The sequence below is a fragment of the Enterococcus sp. AZ179 genome (assembly GCF_050498885.1).
Taxonomy (GTDB): domain Bacteria; phylum Bacillota; class Bacilli; order Lactobacillales; family Enterococcaceae; genus Enterococcus_D; species Enterococcus_D entomosocium.
The window spans coordinates 2,325,473-2,349,048 of sequence record NZ_JBMHEO010000001.1; the positions used below are offsets into that span (position 1 = coordinate 2,325,473).

23 protein-coding genes are annotated in these 23,576 nt (G+C 41.1%); 22 read left to right on the top strand and 1 reads right to left on the bottom strand.

Annotated features, from left to right (window positions below; translation table 11 throughout):
- The first annotated feature begins 36 nt into the window (after positions 1 to 36).
- The 7 genes from IGI88_RS10965 to IGI88_RS10995 all read left to right on the top strand — a co-directional run bounded on the left by IGI88_RS10965 (position 37) and on the right by IGI88_RS10995 (position 4,388).
- A complete protein-coding gene (locus IGI88_RS10965; RefSeq protein WP_429960470.1) occupies positions 37 to 450 on the top strand; it encodes a hypothetical protein in 414 nt (137 codons plus the stop codon).
- A gap of 21 nt (positions 451 to 471) precedes the next feature.
- Positions 472 to 657 carry a hypothetical protein gene (locus tag IGI88_RS10970; RefSeq protein ID WP_220426743.1) on the top strand — a complete coding sequence of 62 codons (186 nt, stop codon included), beginning with the start codon at positions 472 to 474 and terminating at the stop codon, positions 655 to 657.
- A gap of 12 nt (positions 658 to 669) precedes the next feature.
- Positions 670 to 849 (top strand): hypothetical protein, encoded by a 180-nt coding sequence (locus IGI88_RS10975; protein WP_086333131.1) that lies wholly within the window; start codon positions 670 to 672, stop codon positions 847 to 849.
- Entirely contained in the window at positions 846 to 1,184 is a 339-nt protein-coding gene (locus IGI88_RS10980) for a hypothetical protein (RefSeq protein WP_429960471.1), read from the top strand. Before IGI88_RS10975 ends, IGI88_RS10980 begins: the two co-directional genes overlap by 4 nt.
- 27 nt (positions 1,185 to 1,211) lie before the next feature.
- Complete coding sequence (locus IGI88_RS10985) at positions 1,212 to 2,309, top strand: hypothetical protein (protein WP_429960472.1); 1,098 nt, start codon at positions 1,212 to 1,214, stop codon at positions 2,307 to 2,309.
- Positions 2,284 to 3,993 (top strand): immunoglobulin-like domain-containing protein, encoded by a 1,710-nt coding sequence (locus IGI88_RS10990; protein WP_429960473.1) that lies wholly within the window; start codon positions 2,284 to 2,286, stop codon positions 3,991 to 3,993. Before IGI88_RS10985 ends, IGI88_RS10990 begins: the two co-directional genes overlap by 26 nt.
- Before the next feature lie 80 nt (positions 3,994 to 4,073).
- Positions 4,074 to 4,388, top strand: a complete 315-nt coding sequence (locus IGI88_RS10995) for a hypothetical protein (RefSeq protein WP_429960474.1) — start codon at positions 4,074 to 4,076, stop codon at positions 4,386 to 4,388.
- Here the strand turns inward: IGI88_RS10995 and IGI88_RS11000 are convergent.
- Positions 4,342 to 5,271, bottom strand: coding sequence for a hypothetical protein (locus IGI88_RS11000; protein ID WP_429960475.1), 930 nt, complete (start codon positions 5,269 to 5,271; stop codon positions 4,342 to 4,344). The two genes, IGI88_RS10995 and IGI88_RS11000, sit on opposite strands and share 47 nt — an antisense overlap.
- A 605-nt stretch (positions 5,272 to 5,876) precedes the next feature.
- On the opposite strand from IGI88_RS11000, the gene IGI88_RS11005 reads away from it, so the two are divergent.
- The 15 genes from IGI88_RS11005 (at position 5,877) to mobP2 (ending at position 23,576) form a co-directional block, all read left to right on the top strand.
- The gene (locus IGI88_RS11005; protein ID WP_016619368.1) at positions 5,877 to 6,080 is read left to right on the top strand and encodes a hypothetical protein; all 204 of its coding nucleotides are present in this window, start codon (positions 5,877 to 5,879) and stop codon (positions 6,078 to 6,080) included.
- On the top strand, positions 6,064 to 7,695 hold the full coding sequence (locus IGI88_RS11010; protein ID WP_429960476.1) for an ArdC-like ssDNA-binding domain-containing protein: 1,632 nt from the start codon (positions 6,064 to 6,066) through the stop codon (positions 7,693 to 7,695). The genes IGI88_RS11005 and IGI88_RS11010 overlap by 17 nt, the downstream gene beginning before the upstream one ends.
- Positions 7,692 to 9,329 carry a type IV secretory system conjugative DNA transfer family protein gene (locus IGI88_RS11015; protein ID WP_429960477.1) on the top strand — a complete coding sequence of 546 codons (1,638 nt, stop codon included), beginning with the start codon at positions 7,692 to 7,694 and terminating at the stop codon, positions 9,327 to 9,329. The genes IGI88_RS11010 and IGI88_RS11015 overlap by 4 nt, the downstream gene beginning before the upstream one ends.
- A gap of 696 nt (positions 9,330 to 10,025) precedes the next feature.
- Positions 10,026 to 11,924, top strand: coding sequence for a group II intron reverse transcriptase/maturase (ltrA, locus tag IGI88_RS11020; protein WP_429960478.1), 1,899 nt, complete (start codon positions 10,026 to 10,028; stop codon positions 11,922 to 11,924).
- Between the two features lie 134 nt (positions 11,925 to 12,058).
- A complete protein-coding gene (locus IGI88_RS11025; RefSeq protein WP_429960847.1) occupies positions 12,059 to 12,964 on the top strand; it encodes a TraM recognition domain-containing protein in 906 nt (301 codons plus the stop codon).
- A gap of 7 nt (positions 12,965 to 12,971) precedes the next feature.
- Complete coding sequence (locus IGI88_RS11030; RefSeq protein WP_429960479.1) at positions 12,972 to 15,290, top strand: pLS20_p028 family conjugation system transmembrane protein; 2,319 nt, start codon at positions 12,972 to 12,974, stop codon at positions 15,288 to 15,290.
- A gap of 1 nt (position 15,291) precedes the next feature.
- Entirely contained in the window at positions 15,292 to 15,603 is a 312-nt protein-coding gene (locus IGI88_RS11035) for a DUF5592 family protein (protein WP_429960480.1), read from the top strand.
- Between the two features lie 44 nt (positions 15,604 to 15,647).
- Entirely contained in the window at positions 15,648 to 18,329 is a 2,682-nt protein-coding gene (locus IGI88_RS11040; protein ID WP_429960481.1) for a hypothetical protein, read from the top strand.
- A gap of 15 nt (positions 18,330 to 18,344) precedes the next feature.
- On the top strand, positions 18,345 to 19,487 hold the full coding sequence (locus IGI88_RS11045; RefSeq protein ID WP_429960482.1) for a lysozyme family protein: 1,143 nt from the start codon (positions 18,345 to 18,347) through the stop codon (positions 19,485 to 19,487).
- A 26-nt stretch (positions 19,488 to 19,513) separates the two neighbouring features.
- Positions 19,514 to 19,816 carry a hypothetical protein gene (locus IGI88_RS11050; RefSeq protein WP_429960483.1) on the top strand — a complete coding sequence of 101 codons (303 nt, stop codon included), beginning with the start codon at positions 19,514 to 19,516 and terminating at the stop codon, positions 19,814 to 19,816.
- Between the two features lie 9 nt (positions 19,817 to 19,825).
- Positions 19,826 to 20,476, top strand: coding sequence for a hypothetical protein (locus tag IGI88_RS11055; RefSeq protein ID WP_194188882.1), 651 nt, complete (start codon positions 19,826 to 19,828; stop codon positions 20,474 to 20,476).
- A 2-nt stretch (positions 20,477 to 20,478) separates the two neighbouring features.
- A complete protein-coding gene (locus IGI88_RS11060) occupies positions 20,479 to 21,345 on the top strand; it encodes a hypothetical protein (protein ID WP_429960484.1) in 867 nt (288 codons plus the stop codon).
- A 262-nt stretch (positions 21,346 to 21,607) separates the two neighbouring features.
- Positions 21,608 to 21,889 carry a hypothetical protein gene (locus IGI88_RS11065; protein ID WP_325837678.1) on the top strand — a complete coding sequence of 94 codons (282 nt, stop codon included), beginning with the start codon at positions 21,608 to 21,610 and terminating at the stop codon, positions 21,887 to 21,889.
- Complete coding sequence (locus IGI88_RS11070; protein ID WP_429960485.1) at positions 21,890 to 22,351, top strand: hypothetical protein; 462 nt, start codon at positions 21,890 to 21,892, stop codon at positions 22,349 to 22,351.
- Positions 22,341 to 23,576 (top strand): MobP2 family relaxase, encoded by a 1,236-nt coding sequence (mobP2, locus tag IGI88_RS11075; RefSeq protein ID WP_429960486.1) that lies wholly within the window; start codon positions 22,341 to 22,343, stop codon positions 23,574 to 23,576. Before IGI88_RS11070 ends, mobP2 begins: the two co-directional genes overlap by 11 nt.

Here is a 23,576-nt window from a genome sequence, read left to right on the forward strand (position 1 = left end):
TTTCTTTTTTTATTTCTAAAAGAAAGGAAAAAACACATGACCGAAACCACAGAAGAAAAAGTCCTCCATTTAACCGTCGGAAAGGAAGTCCGATTGACCTTCACCGCAAAATTTGAGCGATTACGCTCGATCCAATTGAGTTTAAACAAAGTATCAGAATTGATTCGCAACGGCTTAGTGACGCAGGAAACATTGACTGAAGTCGATCGAATCGGGTTGATCACGAAAAGCAATCATAATACCTACGTTCAAGTAAAAGATATTCGGCAGGTTCCGATTGATCCAATCGAAGTCATGGTGCCAATCAACAAGAAGAAAACGGGAGCAAAATTCAATCCCAATGAGTCTTGGGCGCGGCAAGGCTGGTTTGAATATATCGTCTCGGAAAACCAAGAAATCTCACGAGGCGATTTGTATATCTTAGATCAACTAAATACTGAAATTAAGTAAAAGTAAGGTGGAGAATACAAAATGACACAATTTAAGAAATTAGTAATGCTAATAATCTTCGGAATTCTGTTCTTTGGAGCAGCTGGTACATGTTTTTACCTTTATCAAACAGGAGCAGAACCGAAGACACTGTTGATTATCACGCTTGCTTTAGCAGTGCCTGTTGGGATTGCAATGATGATCAGCAAGCGAAAAAAGCGGTATTAAGGAGGCAAAACGATGATAGACGCGCTGACTAAAACGAAGAAGCAAGAGATTGAGAAAAAAACAAAAGAGTTGATCGAAAGCCAAGGAATTGATTATGAGGAGTGGCGGTTTACCCTTCACTTCAACTATCTAATGAATCATATCAACGACCTTAGCGTCACCAATAAACCTGAAGGAGTTTACCCACGATGAATCCATTTATTTTTCAACTTATGACACGCGCTGCGATTGCCAATACAAATCCAGGTCAACTATTTAAAAAAATCATGGACGATGTAAGTACCTGGCTATTAGCTGGTATCGGTGTTTATGCGGCTGTTCAATTTATCCTGGGCTGTATGGATTTCATGTCCAAAGAACCACAAAAGCATTCGATGGGAAAAGACCACATGATTCGTGCCTGCATTGGATTGATTGGCGCATTTGCGGCAGCCACAATCATGGCTTATTTAGAAACGCAAGCCAAAAGTTGGGTAGCCATTGTTCATCAAACGGTCATCATGATGGGCATATACTTCCCTCGATAAGACGATTTACAGATAGGGGGGCGTCACTTGATTAGCATATCATTTGATCAAAATCATCGTTTCTTAAAGAAACCGATATCCCTGTACGAAGGGCTTTCCGTGCTTTCACAAGTGGAGGACCAGCTAGCACTAGAAGAAGTAGAAGAGTCCGTGCATATTCGAATCTATTCGAACCAGCAAGATGCCAAACGTCGTAAGAATTCCAACTTTGATGCTGTCATGACCTTGGGACTCGGCTATGGGTACAATCTTCTTGAATTTATCGAAGAACAAGTGGAAATCAACTATTCCAAAGAAGCAGCAGAAGCATTTATTGGTCATTTGGCATCAGAAATCATGGACAGCCAACGAGCAGAACAAAGCCCAGAACCAGTAGCGGCCGATCCACACGAAAATGTCCAACCCAAAAAGCGCAGAAAATGGCTTCGATCAGTCCTGATAGGGGGTATTGGAATAATCCTAGTATCAGGAATTGGTTATACAGGAATCCACGTATATCAAGGGATACAAGCGACAGAAGCCGTTGAGGATCTCCAATCTAGTAAGGAGCTGCTGGAAAACCGTCTCAAAGAGGAAGCGCCAGAGGTTCTAGCAGTAGAATATCCTGAAGAAATTGGGACGATTGCAACGTTATTAGCCGAAGAAAAGCGGTTTGACGAATTGAAAAGTTTCAATCAGGAATGGCCAACGCCAGAAGGATCTTTTGATTTAGCCTTTCATCAAGAGGATTGGGAGACTGTTATTTCATTGGATGAAACTTCGTTGACTGAAGAGCGAAAAGTAATGCTCGCTTACTCTTTCATTCAATTGGATCGACTAGAAGAAGCAGAGATCCTTAATCGCACACTAAAAAGTGAAAAGCTCTCTGTCCTGATCACCGAACAATGGATGGTGCGCGGGATCAAGTATGTGCAATCAGGGAATTTCCAGGCAGCCAAAGATATCCAAAAGGAATTATCCGATCCTTACTTAGAGGAGTTGATAGAAACTGGAGAGGCCTGTCAAGAGATGATCGATTTCTATAAGGAACAAAAAGACGATAGAAACAAAGAACTATGGGAAAAACGTCTGAAAAAATTAGGAGAGGAGTATTTAGAGCATGAAACACAAAAAACAGCTACTTAATAATAAGAAATCCGTTTTGATTTTCGCCAGTTCCGCTATCTTAGGAATCGGCACCGTCGCACTATTAGGAAACTCACTATCTTCAACGGATGAGACCAGCACTGCTGATACACAAGAGCAGATATCTGAAGAAAGCAGCAATACGACTACGAAGGAGAGGGAATCTCCTAACGTCAAAGAAGGGACTAAAGACAAGGCAGCAAGTATCTTTGACCGTTTTGAACTCGCTCCACCATTAGGAGGTTTATTTGCAGGTGATCAACGTCGAGAAACCGGAAGTGCAGCATTGCAGCCACAAGAACTTTTGTCGATCGCCAATGCGATTCGTGAGCGTGATTCACAAGAAACACCAGAAACGCCTGTTACACCACAGCCTCCTGCTTTGCCAGAAGGGCCGCTGCTTCCTGTACCTGAACCAGACGACGAAGGCGATTTACCTGTTGTTGAGCCGCCGGTTATTGTTGATCCTCCGATCGTAAATCCACCATTACCACCAATCATTCAAGAGACGACACCAATCATAAATGTTTTTGCACAAACGATCTATTTGAACCAGGGCGATTCATTTTCCCCCTACGATTATTTTTCAGTTACTGATAGCGGGGATACTTCACCAATCATTGAAGTATCTTCCTATACGCTTTCAGCTGGTACTCATACCATTTCGATTACAGCGACCAACCGTTTTGGGTATAGTGCCTCTGCCACGCTTATTGTAGTAGTTAACTCTAGACCTGTATTAACACCTGCGGCTACAGAGATTGATTTAGAGATCCATGACAAAATTGATCTACTTGACTATATCCAAGCAGATGACCTGGAGGATGGAGATATTACTGATTCTGTTCGGGTATCGACCAATCTAGACATGAGTAAAGAGGGAAGTTACGAAGCAACATACAGAGTTCGTGATTCTTCTGGGGCAAGTGCAAGACCGGTAACGATTACTTTCCACGTGACCAATGAGGCGCCTGTGATTCATACGCAAGATATTGAGTGGGAGATTGATCAACCGCTTAATCCGTTGGATTTTGTGAAGGTGACGGATCGTGAAGACGATCGTGACGGATTGACGATTGAAGCGACTGAAGAACACATTTTAGAAAACAACGTGGATATCAGCAAAGAAGGAACGTATACCGTTCGTTTTGGTGGTATCAGCGATCGGGATGGAAAACTAGCAGAAGAACAAACAATGACTGTCACTGTTGTCAATGAGGCACCAAATATTTATATACCGGACATGATTATTGAAACGGGGGCAACGTTTGATCAAAATCACTTTATCAATTCCATCATTGTAAGTGATCGTGAAGACGACAAAAAAGGGCTGTTACCGACGATTGAAGTGGACGATGCAGCATTAAACGCCGTGGATACTTCTTCAGAAGGCGAGTTTTTGATCCCTATCTCAGCAACGGATAGCTACGGCAAGCGTACAGAAGCGGTTGGAAAAGTCATTGTGGATGCTTTACATGATCAAGAACCGCCAGCAGAAGAGAGCACTCCGATCGACGAAGTGAAAGCAGTCCGTGAACCTTTTTTACCAGAAAGTTCGGATTATCTTATCGAGGAGGTTTCTACCCCTAGTGAGCTTTTGGTTGAGAATAGTGAAGAGGCCACTACACCAAATAATATCGAGAGTGAACAAACTATCAAGAATTCAGAAATAGAGGATCGCTAAACCATAAAAAGTTACAGAAAAAAGAAGTGTCTTACTAGTTAAATCGTGAGACACTTCTTTTTTTTATACGGAGGAAATTGATGAGTGGAAAATCAAAATATCTCATTTTAGCAATCCCACTATTAGAGAACGGATTGCGATCAAGCAGCTTTTGGGTGAAAAGCCAAGTAATAGAAAAGGATGGAAAATTGTATATAGATTTTGATTGGACTGATGAAATTAGAGAAACAACATATTTCGATTCAAAAGAATCAGCTGAAGAGATTGCAAATAAACACTGCGCTCAGCTTCAGCCAAATTTTTGTAGTGTAGTAATGGTGAGCAACCAAGCAATTAAGTTATTAGGGATTAGTAGGGATAGAACACCAGATAATCTAGAGCTGTATTACATTTAAGATCAAAATTGATATAAAAATTTTTATTTGATTCATTCAATCTAAATGAACCAAAAAAGTAGATTCTATATTCTGAGCTTCTTTTTGCTTGTTTTCTTAAAAACTTTTCTTTATGAACAACACCATGATGAATCGAGTTGTTGCGGTTTAAATTAAAAGTTGGTTTAGAACTTATATCATTCAAATGGCATACAGATTTTAACTTTAAATGATAAAAAGGATTATCTTCTGGACCTCTTAAAGATACTGAAGCATCAGAATAGTAGATTTTAACCTCTCCTTCATTGAGTGTTGTAAATTGATTTAAGTCATGAAAATGGTCATTAAGATCGATTGGGAAATCGAATTTATTAACAATCTCGAAAAGTTCTCCTTGTTTTGTTCTTTCAAAAATATCAATTAATGCTTTTAATGATTTTAATTTTTTATTTAAAATCTTTTTATTATCAGAATGGACTTTTGATGAAGAATATGCCACAGAAGAAGAAGTACTTAACTGTTTATTACCTGTATTCGTTGTCTTTGAATCAGATATTTCTGCTAACAGTCCTTTAACCAAATCAATTTCAACAGTAATTTTACTATCATTTCTGTTGAAAAAAAAGCTTTGTTCTTTTTCTCCGATGCGCGATTTTGCTTCCTTTTGCACTAAAGAGCAAGAAGAAGAATGTCTTTGATCTAATTTAGCAGATCTGAAATGAGGATCTTTGATAAAAACTTCTTTACCGAAGTTTACTAATACTAGCTTAAAATTACAGGTGCTTGAACATTGGAACGCACTTTTATTTGTGAGTTCTTTATTTAAAGACAATTGATGAGCTGTTTCTGGTTCTAAAGTTTCACTTTTTTCCAGCGAATAGGCGTTACTATATGTTTCCGGCATATTTTGAGTTCCTTTCATTTATTTTTATTTTAACACAAAGTTTTGAGGAGAAAACAATGAGACCATATAGTCTCAATCAACCATATGGTATAAGAAGCGGTGTGTATATCCTATTATTAAGTTTTGAGTATTATTCCAGAAAGTATGAGAGATAACCGTTGTTAATAATTGGGATAGTCTAACTGTTAACTATGTTCATATTTAAAGGAAAAGGAAGCAACAAAAAAAGAGATCTCACTAAAAATCTAACTTAATCGATGATATTTGGTTGAATTTGGACGAATTAATTAACCATATTTTCACTTTCTATCATTAAAACAAATGGGATTTAAAAATTATTTCAAGTTACCAAACTACTCTCTTCTATGTTAGTAGAGGGTCTATAGGGGAATAACGCTATAGTACTAAAACAAGATCGTAAGCAATCTAAAGGGCGTTGAATCAGGACCGTATCCGTATAAGCTGTCAGTGATTGTTGAGTCAACCGAGAAGAGCCACACGGAGCTATTGGGCAAATGGATTGATACCGACTATCTATTAGCAACGCAATGGATTAAAAAAAATACTACCAAACAAACGAATATAGAAGGAGGAGATTTGTTCATATGACTGGTAAAAAAAATCTAGTACAGGTGGTTGAAGTTAAGCCAACAACATTGATTGGGAAAGATATACAAACCAATGAAATCCTTCGCGCACCTGTAGATGAAGTCATTGCCGAAGACTTTAAGATGCAATTAGAAGAACGATCCCAAGAGGGTGACGGCTTATTCATGGAAAGGGAGGAATTCCATGGCCAAGTATTCTAAGCGATCAACTGAAGCACTCCAAGAAGAAATAGCCGCATTGACAACTTCAAGTCTTGAACATGTCAAAGAATACACGGATTCACCTGAACAGAAATTGAAATTACTTGATTTCATGGGGAATTTCTATCAGTACTCGCTTAGGAATCAGCTATTGATCCAATCCCAATTTCCAGGGGCAAGTGGTGTCGGAAGTTTTGGTTTCTTCAAAAAAATGGGCTTTTCGGTGAAAAAGGGTGAAAAAGGAATCCGTATCTTGCAGCCTAACCCACAAACCTATTTTAAAACGAAAGCAGGAGAGACGAAACGTTTGACCGACGCAACGCCTGAAGAAAGAAAGGCGTTGGACCGTAAAGAGTTGAAGCAACATACTGTCACATACTATAAGTTGACTTCTGTTTTTGATATTTCCCAAACCACCGCTGGTCCAGAAGACTACCCGAAGTTGTTTCCAAATCGGCCCTTCTCTTTTGAAATAAAAGATCCGCAACTCCTGAAGGAACTTGATTTAGGTCTGAGACAGGTCGCAGACAAGCTGAATGTTCCGATAAATAATCGTGAGAATTCTCTCTTTCACATTCAAGAATTAGGCTCGGCAAAAGGCGCATTTATCAGCGATAATCAAGGACAAAAGGAAATTTTTTTGAGTCACCGGCTTTCTGAAGAAGAACAGATCCCAACGCTGATTCATGAATTGGCCCACGCTGCGCTCCATGACCCAAAAAATCTTCCTGAACTAGGGTATTGGACAACGGAAAATGTAACCTCAGCTGACGCGTCGATCAAGGAACTACAAGCAGAAATGGTCTCTTATATCGTAACCAAACACTATGGAATCGACACGAGTGAAGAAGCAATCCGCTATATGGCCTCATGGACAAAGCACTTAAGTGTTCTAGATGAAAAAGAAGAACCTGCTCAACTTCAGATCCTTGAAGACATCCAACGTACAGCCAAGCAATTCGTTGAAACGATCGAAGCGTCTCTGTCTCAAAATCTTAGTCGGGAGAATCTTCTTAAGAACGAACGCCAAGAAGAACGTGAGCTTAGTGACCCAACCGTATCGAACGTTATTGCTTTGGAAGAGCAATTTGCGACACACTATGGTATTGCAGAAAATCCTGCTTTTTCTCGAGAAGAGATTTCACACTATGCCCAGGAAACAACCACCTTGTCAGAAAAAGAGATCCGAGCAAAGTTGGCTCTCCATCGAGACGAGAAAATCGTGGACTGGAGCTATACTGGCGAAAAAACAAGCAGTGAGATCAAAGACTATAAGGAGGAACAACAGCTGAATTTCAGGAAGCGTGTAGTTGATGGCCATGCTTTTTATCAAGTCGATGAAACGATCGAAATCATGCTAAAACCCAATAAGGATGGTACAAGCATTGATTTCATGCAATTTGATCAAGTCGGAGACGTGCAGACCTACGTTGTAGGTAATCTCGAACAAGCAGCAGAAAGATTGGCCTCCATGAACGCTAGTCCAACCTTTGATACTCCGTTTATCCAAAAATTCCTTTCCAAGGACAATGATCAGAAATTGAACCAACACATCCTTCACAACCAGATCATGCGTGACACGTATCAGGAAGAGACAGGACGATCGATGGTATGAAGAAAAAGTTCATGCGTGAAGAAAAAAATATTCTTTTCCTTACTCGCCTGAAGACAGCGGTTCAGAAACTGGATAAAAAGAAAGGGCAGCTCTATGTAGGGATCGGCGTCTTTTTCCTCATGACCCTATTAGGGAACTTGATCAGCTCATTTCTTTATAATTTGCAGTATGTTTTACCAATGAAACTGCCTATGCAAAATATTTTCGGCTTTCACCCGATTCTATATCCGTGGATCTACCTCACCCTCTACCTTGCTGGTATTGGGCTATTTTTTTATTTCTGGTTCCGGATTAAAGTGAACTATGAGTCGTTGGAAGAAGGAAACAAAGCGACGCAGCGCTTAACAACAGACAAAGAAATCGTCGCACAGTACGTGGGTGTGCCAATCAGTGCAAGAACTGCTGTAGAAACGTATCCTGGACCAAGTGGAACGATCGTGAAGCGTATCAAGGATAAAGTCTATATCGATCAAGGGCCTGCTCATAATTTCATCTTAGGCCGTTCTCGATCTGCCAAAGGTCAAACAAAGGTTTTGCCTGATATGGATGTCTACTCTCGATCAGAAGAAAAGCCACACCTGGTCTACGCTTCGGGAAAGTACGAACTTGCGGTTGCTGGTATGGGGAAAGGTACGCTTCAAAAACGTGGTTATGAATGTTCCGTACTTAATCTGATCGACTTAGATCGATCCTTACAATATAACCCTTTGGAATTAGTGAAAGATGCCTATATGAAAGGACAAGTTGATGAAGCAATCGAACTCTGTAAAACCTTCAGTTATCCGCTTTATCATAACGAAGAAGCAAAAGAGCCAATCTGGGAAGAAACCGCAATGGCGCTTGTTAATGCGATCATCCTAGCTTTGTGTTATGAGTTTATTGAAAAGAGTGAGGATCCTTCAAAAACGGAAAAATATATCACCATGTATGCCGTCTCAAACATGTTGGCAGAACTGGGTACCGTAGATGAAAGCGGAGGAACATTACTAGATAAGTATTTTGATAATCTTCCTGCAGGAAACCCCGCTAAACTAGAATATTCAACCGTTAAATATGCGGATGGTCAAATGCGGGCCTCGATCTTCTCAACCACTCAAGCGAAATTAAGAAACTTTATCGCACCTAAAGTGGCTAAGATGATGGCACGATCGACATTTGATTTTAAAAAATTGACGAAAGATTCTACGCCAATCAATTTTACGGATCAGATAACCGTTAAAGGGAAGGTGGATCCAAGTACTGTTGGCGAATACACCTTGACCTATGAAATTACCAATGAATTCAATGAAACCTTTCAAGCAACGAGAAGGATCTCTGTTGTTAAGGGGACAGAATATCAGGCGTTTCCAAATTCAGATGAGTATTTTAAAGGAATTGATCATGTCGAAATGCCGCCTAGTGAATCATTTGATCCAAGAGCAGGCGTTACGTGTTGGTATTACTACAAACCACAAGCTGTTTTCTTGGTCTTGCCAGATTATATCCAGACCAACTATATCATTGCCAGCACATGGATCTCACAGCTGTACCACGTCGCCAGCGAATATGCTTCTAGCTTAGAAGGAGGAAAATTACTCAAACGGATTCGCTTAGGATTGGATGAGTTCGGTAACCGTGCGACCTGTTTAGCCTAGAGACAAAAGAGGCTAGTTATAACTGTCGTTGTAATAACTTTACTATTGAGAAATCAAATGATGGGGTAACGCCCTGAAGGGTTTCCACTGATACTGCGACATGCATTATAGGATGTGCGTCCAAACGTGTATGAAGCTCGCTGAAGTCGGCTGAGAGTTACCGCAATTGCATTTGACAAGCGAAAGCTGTCCAGCGGTGGATGGTGTAACCTATAGGCCGGGTGTCCCAAAAAGTTCAATAAGGTGAGAATGAGTAAAATCTGACTAACTTGTGAATGGAATGTCTGAAACGAATAACTCGTATAAATGCGAGGGGGAAATATGGTATGCCATATTTCCATTGACTCGAGGTTGAGTAAGAATAGGTTTCTATGAAAAACCTTGCATAGTTAAAGGCTATGGAGTAGTCAACAGGCAAAAGCAAGCACCTAAGTTGAGACATATGGATAGATAGTAAGGAACAGGGGAAGCGTCTAACACAGAGGGAGCACCCCAATGAAGTGGTTCTGAGGAAAACCCATAAAGGGGATAACTTGGATTGATAGACGTGAAAGTAGAGCCATGACCCGTGAAGGCTTTGTAATAAAGCTGGAGGAATAGGCTCAAGTCGTTATTTATAATATAAAAAACCTATTAACATCATGGATTCTCGTAAGACTAAAAAGGTCACGAACCAGAATGGAGCGTGATAAAACCATGACTAACACAAAAGAAATTAGCTTAAAGAACAAACAACTCAGACACGCCGAATACTACGACATGACTGAGACTTTCGATGAATTGCACGCAATGAGTGTTGCAAAATCAAATTTTAAAAATCTCATGAAATTCATTATTGACGACAATAATATCTTTCTAGCGTATAGAAATATCAAAAGAAATAAAGGAAGTACCACTGCTGGATACGATGGAGTTACTATAAAAGACATTGAGAAATTGGCATGTGAAGACTTCTTGACTATCATTAAGAGGCGATTTAAGGATTACAGACCAAGAAAAGTTAAACGAGTAGAGATTCCAAAACCCAATGGAAAACTTCGACCTTTAGGAATTCCTTCAATATGGGACAGGATAGTCCAGCAATCTATTCTACAAATTTTAGAACCAATATGCGAAGCAAAATTTAATAAGCATAGCTATGGATTCAGACCAAATTGTTCTACAGAAAACGCCATAGCAGATTGTCTTTCTAGAATCAATCAAAGTAAGATGAATTATGTTGTAGATATTGATATAAAAGGATTCTTTGATGAGGTAAACCATACCAAACTTATGCGTCAAATATGGACAATGGGGATTCGAGATAAACAACTCCTTGTAATTATTCGTAAGATGTTAAAGGCTCCAATTGTCATGCGAAAAGGCAATGTTGTTTTTCCAACCAAGGGTACTCCACAAGGAGGGATTTTAAGTCCACTTCTTGCGAATATATGCCTGAATGAATTTGATTGGTGGATAGCTAATCAATGGGAGGAACGAACTGTAAAAGAGCTGAAACACCACTATCGGAAAAACGGAGCATGGGATAAAGGAAATATCTATTCGAAATTAAGAAGCCACACAAATTTAAAAGAAGTGTATCTGGTACGTTATGCAGATGATTTCAAAATTTTCTGCCGAACAGGTGAAGAAGCCCAAAGGGCTTTTCATGCCACTCAAAAATGGCTTAAAGAAAGACTAAAGCTTCCAATTTCTATGGAGAAATCTAAAGTTACGAACCTAAATAAAGCTGAAAGTGAATTTTTGGGTTTTGCAATAAAACTCCACAAAAAAGGAAAAAAGAAAGTAGCTTTCACCTACGTTTGTCGCAAAGCAGAAGAAAACATTAAAAACAAACTAAAACAACAAATAAAAAAAATTCAATACGCTGGAGCTAAAAGGAGTAGACACCGAGCAATAGGTGACTACAACATGATGGTCATCGGCATCCACAATTACTATCGGATAGCCTCACATTGTAGTGTCAATTTTACTGAGATTTATAGAAGTGTTAGGACAGTAATAGAAGCAAGATTGAAAGCTAGAGGAATGACTAGAACCGGAATCTATGGACAAGATCACGAAGGATACCATTTGTATCTAAAGTCTAAACAAATAAGATATATTGAAGGTTTTCCGATACTTCCAATTGGTTATATTCAAAAAAGAACTCCACTTAATAAACGGAGAAATCTAAATAAATATACCAAAGAAGGAAGAAAATTCATTCATCAGGAGCAACAAGCTGTAGAAAGTTGGAAAATAAAATATCTTGTAAAAGGTCTTAGTAACAATAAGAAATGCACTGTGGAATTTTCTGACAACAAAATATCTAAGTTTATTTCCCAAAAAGGGAAATGCGCTATCACAGGAAACGAACTTTTGATGGAAGAAATTGAATGTCATCACATTAACCCATATCATTTGTCCAAAGACGATAGTTACAAGAACCTTGTCATTACCTCCAGAGAAATCCATAGATTAATCCATGCAACTAGTGAAGAAACTATTCTGAAACTGCTTCGGTTAATGAAACTAAATCTCTATCAAATTTGTAAACTAAACACATATCGAAAAAAAGCAGCTAATTTTCCAATATCAATCAAAATGAATTAGATAGGAAACAAATTATATTGTAATTAACGATGGAACGCCGTGTGCGGTGAAAGTCGCACGCACGGTGTGGACCGGGGGAAAAGACGGAGATAGTATCAAACTCTTACCTATCGGAATTTCCTGGGTTCTCCAATATTTCTTCGATGCTTTCTGTTGGTGCAGGTAGAGGTATCCTGATTGATTTTTATGTGCAACACCCTAACCAATTAGTCATGAAATACTCGGATAAAGTGGGAGAGTTCATTGAGGATGAAGCAATGAATAAATTTTGGCTTATGTCCGGTGCTAAGAAGGCCAGAGAAGACTTTTCTGCACTTCTTGGTGAGGAAGAGGTAACAATGAAGAGTCGTTCTGGCGGCTTGTTTGACATCAATAAACAATTTACTGAAACGGTTGATACACGTCCACTGTTTACGCCCGCTGAATTGGGACGTCTAAAAGAAGGGGAAGTGATCGTTCATCGATCTATCCATCGTAAAGATTTAGAAGGAAATGACATACGAGCATATCCTATTTTCAACACTGGAGAAGATGGATCGCTGCTCTATGCATACACCTATCTTTACGAGTACTTTGATCCGGATGGCCGTTGGCAAGACCTCGATTTACCGTATGTGCCAAATATTGAGTTGGAGGAATACAGTCGGAGTTTTGTCCAACGAATCAAGAATCCACTTGCGCAACAAGACATACAACAAAATGAAGAAGAACAAAGAAGGGAGATTGCAGCACTGATGGAAAAACCAGAAGCAATCCTAGATGAAAAATATAAAGGAGTTGACGGGAATAAAATTGCCGCTAACTTATCCTCAATACCGTCTGTCCATTTACCTGAAGAACGGGTAAGTCTTATCGAAAAATATGGCGAAAATGCTGTTTATACTATCCACTCAATGTTAGAAAAAGCGAACCCAGAACGACTGGAGCAGCTTGATCAACTTGAATATTATGAGGAGTACGTCGACTACTTGGAGAAACTTAACAATGAAGCTTTGCTTGAAAAACTACAGTTTTTAGGATACTTTACCGAGCAGAAATGAGGTCACAATGGATGTAATCGACGTTTTACGAGAATTCAGTTCCTTTTTGTTACGATCCAATCTCATCATTTGGGTCTATCGGCAGTTCATGTGGGCATTAGTACAACTCTTTTCTTTCGTTCTTAACAGTTTAGAGAAGCTTTTAGATGGGGTCTACGAGCTGGTGACCTTTTCTTCTTCTTCCGGAGTCGGTCGCTTTGTTCAGAACAATCGCGTGGCGGTTTTTGCCGTAGGCACATTATGCATGATCCTTTTTTTCCTAGGTTACATGCGGAATTCAAAAAAATACCAATTGCCCACTCTCATGGACAATCTTCTATTAGGAATTGGCGTTATCTTATTAAGCACGACACTGACCGCCTCCTTCCTAACGTCAAGTTTCTCGGTGGCCAAAGCAATATACCAATCAAATGGTAGTACCAGTCAGACGATTATCCGGGAAAATCTTTACGACGTTGTATCATTTGATACATTTGGTTGGTCATCGGCTGACAAAGCGACTACGATCGAATATTCAGATGATGCTATGGAATGGCTAGATATCACAGAAGAGGTAAAAGCTTCTGACTTTGACTTTGAAAACAAGATTTCAAAAGAAGTCTTCACAAAAAAAGTCATCGTTAATGCTGAAGGCACGCCTGAAGTCGTGAACTTAAACAAAGGCATGTTTACGATCAATGAGTATTACTATCGTTATTCCTGGAGTCCTTGGACCATTTTAGGTCAGTTGATTCTGTCCATCATTATTGTACTTGCGACTTCATACAAGTATACTAAAGCAATTTACAACGCGTCATTTAACGGGATCATTGCCCCTTTCTTTGCGTTTAGCGATTTAGTAGAGGCTGCCAAAGTGAAGAAGATTTTAATGGGAATTGTCAATACCTGTATCAATGTCATTTTGTTTGCGGTCTCTTTGCGGATGTATCGTTTGATGGTGAATTTTATCAACTCAAACAAGGAAATCGAGAGTATTCAAGGGTTTATCCTACAAGTTTTTATCGCTTTTATCGTTATAGAAGGACCGTTTATTATCCAAGAATTGACAGGACAAGAGTCGGGAATCGGCTCAGCGGTCAAACAAACGATGGGAATGGCTGCCCTTGCAGCATATGGTGGCAAGAAAGGATTGCCAAAATTAAAAGATGGCTTAGATAAAATGAAGAATGGTGTCAAACAAGGCGGCTCCTTCATTGGTGGCCTGGCTAGTGGTGCATTCCAACACGCTGGAGAAACCGATACGCTGGATCAAGATATGAAAGCAGCGTCGTCTGACAACACAGATTCATTCAAGCCTAAAGATAACGCGCTCAGTCCAGACGAAATGGAAGCATTTGAGAAAGAAGTCAAAAATGATTTAACTGGATCTAGTAAAGCAACAGACTCACTCAGTGCTGCAAATGGTGCCACAGAAGCAACGGATTCAGTTGATCAAGAAGAAGTGGGATTAACTAAAGGTAGTCCTTTACTTAGCAGCACGACCAATAAACCGTTATCCAAAGGATCCGACAAACTTGCGACGGGAACTTCACCATTATCAGGTGGGTCGCTAGGATTACTAAGTGAGGCTTCAGAAGGTGAAGGAACTGAAGCCAAAGAAACCACTAATTCTACTGGCAGAGGCTTTACACCAAACTTGGCAATGGCTAAACCGCTTGATCAAGCAATGGATCAAGCACTATCCGAGGCAAGTGATACGCTAGGACAGCCAATCAGCTTGGGTAGCCAAATGGCGATCAATAAAATGATGGCCGGTGATTCGCTTACTAGCCAAAAACCAGCCGAGGCCATGGGCATGCCAGAACAAGTCAAAGCAGCACCAGGATTGCAGCAACTAAACAATCCTAATGCTGGCAACGTCTTGCGTCAATCGATGGCTGGGAAAGCTGTTCAAAGCATGGCTTCAGATAGTCTAGCGGCAGCACGTCCAGGGGCATACGCCTCATTGGCGGGTTCTTCAAGAACGCCTTCTGCAAGCTTCACGCCGTCAGCTGCAATCGTCAGCAATCTTTCTGCAGGACAAGTCTCTTCAGCTGCTAATGTGTCACGCGCATTCACCAAGCCACTCAGTCAAGTACACGTTCCTCAACTAGATAGTTTAACTGGTGTCCAGCAGTTTAAAACAGACCTGGCAAACTCATCCAGACCATTAACAACGGATACCGTAGGAGAGGTCATTTCGAACAAATATGCGGATAGAAAAATTGAAAAAGCACAGAAAAACAAAAAGTACCGAGAAACCTATGACTTAGGGAAAAACACCTCTTATAAAGCCTTATCCAACTTCGAACCTAGAAAAAAATATATAGAAAAAGAGGAGGACTAAGATGGAAGAATTGAAAAACGTATCAAGTATCCGCCCCAAACGAGAGATCGTTTGGGGGATCCGTTTACCTGAACTCGTATTTATTATTCTCGTTACAGGATTGGCTTGGATCATACGAGGGATCGTTTATCCACTGTTTGAACTACCTTTTGTCATATTAACAGGCGTCAATATGCTCTACCTGATGAAGAAACCGAAGGATAATCCAACGATCAATAATTTACAAATGTACAAACTGGTTATTCGACGGTATTTGTTAAAGGAATATGCCGGGTATCAGACCATCGATCCTAGAGGTTTTTCTGAAGAGTAAGGAGAATTGCCTTGCTCTTTTTTAGTAAAGGAGGCATTTAACGCGTGAGGAACAAAAGGAAATTTCCGTTAAAGAAACAACAACCAGAAGTAAACTTTCAATTTACAATTCCTAGTGAAGGGACAAACGAGCAATCAAAACCGCAGGTAAAATCGAAACCAGCGAGGGAAAAGCGGAAGATAAAAACACCAGCCAATCAACCACCCTCTCCAGCATTGACGAGGGAAGAAAAGCGAGACAAAAGGGAAGAAAAACGAAATAATCGAAAAATTGGAAAAGACTTAAAAAAAATCATTGAGGTACACCCAATTAAGAGTTGGGGTGGAACAGAACAGGAAAATTTTATCAGAAATACCACTGGATTTTTTGAAGTCTATCGTCTGAAAGGACGGAATCTATTTGGCATGAAGCAAGAAGCCTTCATTCGATTGATGGAAGCGTACGGGGCTTTATCAAGCCTGTACGAGCCACCGCTTAAGATCGTATCGATCAACTCGCCTGTCGATACAAGCGCCCAACAAGCCTACTATAAGCGTGAATACCAGCGGGCAACGTCGCCTAGGTTAAAAAAATTATTGGAACGAAAGTACTCGGAACTTGCCTTTATTGGTAAGTATAGGCAAATGGAAGAATACTTCATTTTCGTCTTTGGGTATTCTGAAGAAAAATTGAGAGAAAACGTGAGTACCTTCCATAGCTGCCTAAGTAACAGTATTGAGGTTGAGAGCCTCTCAAAAGAAGATAAAGTGCAGCTACTGTTTCGGATGAGCAATCCATCCATGAACCAGGCACCAAATCCGCCTAGAGGGCTTGTTGTAAAAAACAAGCGGATCCTCGAAGAAGGTATCGATGTTGAGTTGCTCGCACGGATCCAACCACAAGGCAATCTCAAATTTGGCGAAACCTATGTTCGAACAGGAACAGGTTATTCTGCCACATTAACGACCTTTCGTCTTCAAAGTGAACCTGATTATTTATGGCTAAACAGTTATACCAAAATCAACGATAAAATCCTATCGGTGGATATCGCAACGCAAGATGATGACAATTTGCGTGCTGCGATCGGACAAGCGTTAAATGAATTATCAAATACTTACCATACCAGCAAGGATGCGACGTCAAGAGAAATTGCCTATGATGACCACCAAGCCTTACTGAGGTTGTCCAAGCAGGTAAGAAAAGGGCGAGAAATCTTAAAGTTCATTATCATTCGGACGAAACTATTCGCCGATACGCTGGAAGAACTGGAAAAGCGAGTCATTGACGTACGAAAAGAGTTGAAAAAAGATGAGTTTGGCGTGACGAATGCCACCCTTGAGCAAGGGTATGAGTGGCAAGCTATGTTTCTAGATTACCATTCGCAATTGATGTTACCTAATGGCCATAGCGGGCTGGATATCTCCAGTACGGTATTTGGGGCAAGTTTTCCTGCAAATCAAGTATTCCTTACTGATCCACGGGGACAATATATCGGCCTTTCCAATACTGGCGGACAGATGATCGTTGATTTTTTTGAAATCAGTGGTGGGCGCACGTTTTATAATATCTTACTAACCGGACTGATGGGTCGCGGGAAAACGACGCTGATGAAAAAAATCATGCTTGATAACGTTGGACGAGGATACATGGTTCGAGGGTTTGATAAGTCTGGAGAGTTTTCAAAGTTGATCAAAAGCTTAGACGGCACGATCCTTCGATTGGATGGCCAAGACGGACGTTTGAACATCTTTGAGGTGTTTCCGTTAGCTGTTAACGAAGATACCCTTCAGATTGACGAGAAAGCGTGTATGATTTTTCATCAGTCAAAACTGGGGACGTGGTACTCGATTTTGAAGCCTAAAGCACCGGAAGAAGAATTAGACATCTTTGATAAGATGGTCAGCCGCCTATACATCCAAAAGGGGTTTAAAGATGCTTTTGGGGATGTGAAGCAAGTGACCGGCCGAGCGCCAAATGACTATCCGATTCTGTCTGATTTGATCGCGCTGATCGAAGAAGCAATGAAAGCGACTCAAATTAAAGTAGAAGAAGAACACTTATATAACATATATACTACGCTAACCAAACTGATCGAGACGACTCAAGATATGTTTAATGGTCCAACGAACGTTCCGGACTTATCGAACCAACAAATTCTCTTTTTTAACATCGATGGGTTGTCTAGTTATGATAAACGCTATGTGAATGCCCAATTGTTCAACGCATTCAACTTTTTCCAAAGCAGCTTATTTATCAATGGACGACGGGAAAATAAACGTTATCAAGAAGGAGAGATCAGCTTTGAAGAGATCAAGCGGGGCATGTTCTTCATGGCTGAAGCGCACAACCTATTAAATGCACGAAACCCGCGAATGGTTGAATATTTTAATACGTTTGCCAGAGAGGCTCGAAAACGATTTTGCGGGCTTTGTTTAGATACACAAACGGTACGATCGCTTGTTTCAAGAAAAGACACTGGCGCTGAAGATGATGAAATGAACGATATCTATGACTTTATGCAATATCGCTTTTTCTTTCAGCCAGGAGACGAAGAATTAAAGAACCTACGTCAGGCAAATGACGGCTCACTAACGGATACTGAAGTAGAGAAAATCAGCAAATTCCAGCCGAAACAAACGCTTTTGAAAATCACCTCTGGGGAAACCTATGAGATGCGTGTTTTTGCTTCAGAGGAGGAATTGGCATTGTTTGACGGTGGAGGAAAACGCTCAGATGATATCGCATAGATTGGGGGAGGTTACATGCTTGGTCAATACTTAAAAGACCGCTGGAAATTAAAAATACTCTTATGGCTCACACCATTCTTGCTCGGGATTGCGGCCATATTGCTTTTCGTTGTTATGATCACCTCCTTTCTTGCGAGTGACGCGCAAGCATCAGAAAGCGCGCCTGTTGGCACTGTGCTAGGGAATAAGAATTTGAGTGCTGAAGTGATCTCTTTACAACCACTCATTCGAAAATATGCCACTGAAAAAGGGATCCCTGATGAAGTGCCATTTCTCAGTGCGATCATGATGGTTGAGTCTCGTGGTATTGGGCCAGATCCAATGCAAAGTTCAGAGTCAGCGGGCATGGCACCAAACGCGATTAGCAGTGTCGAGTGGTCGATCCAACAAGGCGTCAACCACTATTACAATGCTTTGCAGCTATCGAAAACCTTGTCCCTAGGAGACGATCGTAAGATGATTTCCCAAGCGTATAATTTTGGTACAGCCTATATCTCTTGGTTAGGCAGTACAGGAAATACTCACTCAATCAACGTGGCCGATCGCTATTCACTAACGGTCATGGCTCCGATTCAAAGAAGGAATGGGTTCCCGACTGCAGGTACGCCGTATAACTATCCGAACCCGATCGCGATTCCATACAATGGGGGGCAATTATACTTGCACTCAGGCAACTTTTTTTATGGTGAGTTGGTGTTCCAATACATTGAACTCAGTGAAGCACAAGCCGCAAGTCCCGGTGGTACGAATGGCGAAATCGCTATTCTAGAAGCAGTGCTGAATAAAGGACTCTACAACGGAGAGTGTTATGGCTTAACAGCCTATTATGTGGATCAAATGGGCGGTCCTCGACTCATGGGTTCTGGTTTTATGTACGCATGGAAAATCGGACATGACTACAATTGGGCCGCACATGGCTGGGAGGTTATTTTCAATCCCAAATACGAGCAGCTGCGCCCGGGAGACATTATTAATTGGCACCCTGGAGGGGCAGTGTCACCAGGTGTCTATGGCCATACCGGCGTGATCTATAGCGTTGATAATAATGGCAACTTTTCCACCTATGAACAAAACGCGGAGAAGGGGCGAGTTTGCGCGAAATACAACCGTTCCATGAGTTCTGGTTCAATCGCTAGTATCGTCCGTAAAGTGAACTAATAAAGATTAAAGTGGAGGAACGCAACATGGAAGAAAAACAAGAAAACGTCTTAGTCATTGCCTCAATTTACCTTGATGAAGAGGATTGGCACGAGCTAACACTCTATGAAAATGTCACAAAACTAGTTGAAAAAACAGATAAAATCGAAGACGAGACCATCCTTCAATTTATCTCACAGGGCCGTCTTGAAAGCATTGACTGTTCCGACGTAGAGTGGTATCGATTCGTGTCAACTGATTCTCCTCTCGCCAATTATGTACGATCTGGTGATCGCTATGATTGTGAATGGGACTTAGAAGGAAATCGAATAAACGAAGAAACGAGATAGAGGTGCGCAATGAATAAAAAAATAATCGTATCGTGTACTGGGCTGGCCATTCTTTTAGGAGTTGGTGGCCTATTTTTATGGACAGAACTTCGCTCACCGACAGAATCAAGCACGTCCTTTTCCACCAATGAACCCGCAATTACTTCTGTGTCTTCAGAAGAAAAGGCCTTTGTATCGGACGATTCAAAGGCCTTAGTTGCTTCATTGGAGGAACAAAAAAAGTTGGTCGAGCAAGCGGAAGCCGCAAGTGTTACTCGTCAAGAAATCATTCGTGTATCAGAACAATTCATTCGGGGATTTTACTCCATATCTTCTAATGAAACAGAAAAACAATTGGCAGAATTATACCCGTTGATGACTGAAACTGCGCAACAATCGATCGCTCCTTTCTACTTAAGTCCGGATGATGATCGTTTGATCACACGTGCATTACTGGGACAAGAGACCTACCTCTTAGATGAATCTTCTACAGACACAGCCACTACTCTTGTACTGGCAAAAATTGATTTAAGGATCGATGGGAACGATCAATACCTGAACAACTATATCGTGAAAGTTCACCTTCAGTCTTCAGAAGACGGGTGGCTGGTAGAACGTATCGAAGAGGCCATTCCAACGAATGAAGTGCCAGAAGTTTTCTTTGAAGCGATCGGTGAGTAGGGATGTCAGAATACAAGAATAAATCAAAAATTGATCAAATACGAGACTGGTATGAAGTCGTTCAGATTCGTAAACGTCGGCATCAGTCAATCTGGTACTTGGGATACTTTTTTCTGATGGTCGTGGTCTACTCTGGCATGATCCTTTCTGGGATTTTTATCAAGTCAAATACAGATGTTGTATCGACACCAGTCGGTCAACTGTACACGCTAAACTCGCGAACCTATACCTTGCATGAAAAGACAATCGATAAAGAAAATAATCGTGCGTTGTTTATTATCACCAATCCTGAAGAGCCGTTAACAGACATCTACAATCAATTAGATGTAACACTCGAATTTATCAATGCTTCGCAACATAATGCACAGGCTACTGTCATTCAAGGCGACCGAGGATACTATGTTATCCTCTTGGAAAATCTTCCAGAATCCTACACCGCTATGCGGGTTGCATTTGAATTTACCATCAATGATGTGGTGTCTGAAGGGGTCATTTTGGTGAATGAGAAAGAGGAAATTTCTGAAGAGATCCTTGTTCCTTCAGAAGCAGACGTCTTCGTTCAATCCCTTGAATTTATGATTGAGGATCGCATGGAACAAGTAGATAAAAATCGAACCTTACAAGAAGAAAATCAGAAAACAATTGAGGAATCAGAAGAGAAAATTTCGATTCTTGAAGAAAGTAAAGCCCACATGACGGACCGAGAAATTATCGAAACCGACGGTTCGATCGAACAATTGAAACTTGCGATAACGAACCTTGAAACACGGAATCGAACCATTGACTCAGAGATCGAGGAACTCGAGAAACAAGTTGCCAATTTAAGGGATAGGCTCAATGAATCCGGAGAAAGTCAGTTGAAAAACTGATGTGGCAATGTGGTGGTAAACATGTGGCAAAGATGTGGCAGTGCGCCACAAATGTGGTGGCAGTCATGTGGCAACCTGCCACAAATGTGGTGGTAAACACTACTTTCGCGGTCCCCGCCAAATCACCCAGCACTGCTGGGTTCACACGAATGTGGGACCGGATTTCCCTTATGCTCTTTCTAAATACCCCCTTGTTTGTCGCTTCGCGCCACCCAGAGGGATTTAGAAACCAGCTCCATTCTTCGAAAGGAGGTCGATCGCCATGACTCAGCGGAACGATTCGTTGTGCGAAATTCACATCCGACGAATACCAAAAGAGAAGTTGATTCGACTAAAACGCCAAGCAAAAAAACAAGGTAAAACACTTCAAGATTTCATGTATGAGCAAACCCTGCGCCTCGCCGATGGTGAGGAGATTGTCGCGGTACAATACAAAATGCTGGAACAACAATCACAGTTGGCACAAATCATTCAAGCAAACACAGAAGCGCTGTTGGCACAAGAAACTCGGTGGCGCGCGCTGCTTGGAGAGGAGGAAGAATAATTGGAAGACACTTCTACAAATTTTGCAAGAATCAATGCGCGGATTTCACAGTCCACAAAAGAGTTCTTATTATCCTACATGAATGACCACAAATGTCGAAGCCAGGGGGAGGCACTCGACGACTTGGTTGCCCAAGTTCAAAACCAAGAAACGAATCTGTTTGTTGCGGATCTCGTGGCTGAACAAACCGCTGCGCGGGTGATCGATTCTCTTAAGAAAAACTATTTGGATCCAATGCGGATCCGAACCGGTTACGTGGACAAGCAGACAAAAGCGCTATTAGAAGTCATGAATCATATCATTCTCAAAGGAGAATTTGATCAAGAAAATGTTATCACTACCGACGTCTTAGAAGCCAATGTTTTGACGACTGCACAGGATAAAGTACAAAAAGACATTGAACACTTTAGGCAGCGTAAGGCAAGCATAGAGGAAAAACGAAAGGCAAGCAATGAGTTATAAGGCAGGAATCGTCATGCGGACGAAGTTCATTTCTCCAGGTGATAAACGATTCAACGGGGCCATCAGGTACCTTGACAAGGAACAGTCGAAGCGGATCAATAATCTAGATAAGTATTATGGCATTGAGTTCATGAGCGAGGCCGAAAAAACACCCAAACGAATCTCTGCCTTGTTCAATGGCTACCAAGATTATTTGGATGCAGCGCACCTGGTTGATCTCAAAGGTAAGTTTGAATTGGCCAAGGAAAGAGAGAGTCCGATGTGGCAAACGGTTTTTAGCTTTGACCATGAATACCTGAAGGAAATAGGGTTGTATTCACAAGGGGAACATGGCTTCTTAGATGAATCCGCGATTCGTCAAGCGACGATCGGTGCAATGAATAAGCTAGTTGAGGATATGGGCTTTGGATCTAGCGCTGCCTGGGGGGCAGCTATTCACTTTGACACGGACAATATTCACGTGCATTCGATGTTAGTGACGACAGATCCAGAAGGGATGTTGGATCGGATGACCTACAGAAATCAATCGATGTATCGTGCGAAGATCCCTCCGAAGGCAACCCGTGCAATGAAGTCCAAATTTGGTAGTGTGATCATGGATCGCGACGCGTCATTAAGTCGGATCTCTTATTTGATGCGGCATGAGTTAGTTAAAACGAGTATGTCCATCGGTTACTCAAAAAACCTCAAGATTATTCAAGGGGTCACCCGCTTGATGAACCAGCTGCCTGATGACCGCAGACTATGGAAATACGGCAACAATGCCATGATTGATTTTCGTCCGCAGCTGGATGCTCTTTCAAGGGAAATCATGAGTCAAAACAATCCAAGCGCCCTTCAGGAACTTGACTCCTTACTTGATGAACAAAGTACGATGTTTCAAAAAACATTTGGAGAAGCAACTGTTCAAGAGGGACGGCCTTCTTATAAGCAGCAACAGTTGGCCAACTTGTATAAGAATATGGGGAACGCCTTGTTGACTGAGATGAAAAAGAGTATGAGCCGCGACGAGTGGATGGCGAAATCTGCTTTTACCCCAGAAGAAGTCAAAGCCTATCTAGAAGAAAAACGGGCGCCTATTCTTGGAAAAAAAGCACTGAATGATTTCAAGAAAGCGATCGATGATTCCCACCAAGAGTTTCTAAGTAAATGTGCCTATGAGCGCGAAGAATGGCGTAAAGCAACGATGAGAAAAAGAGAATTAGAACACGGGAGAGGCTACTGA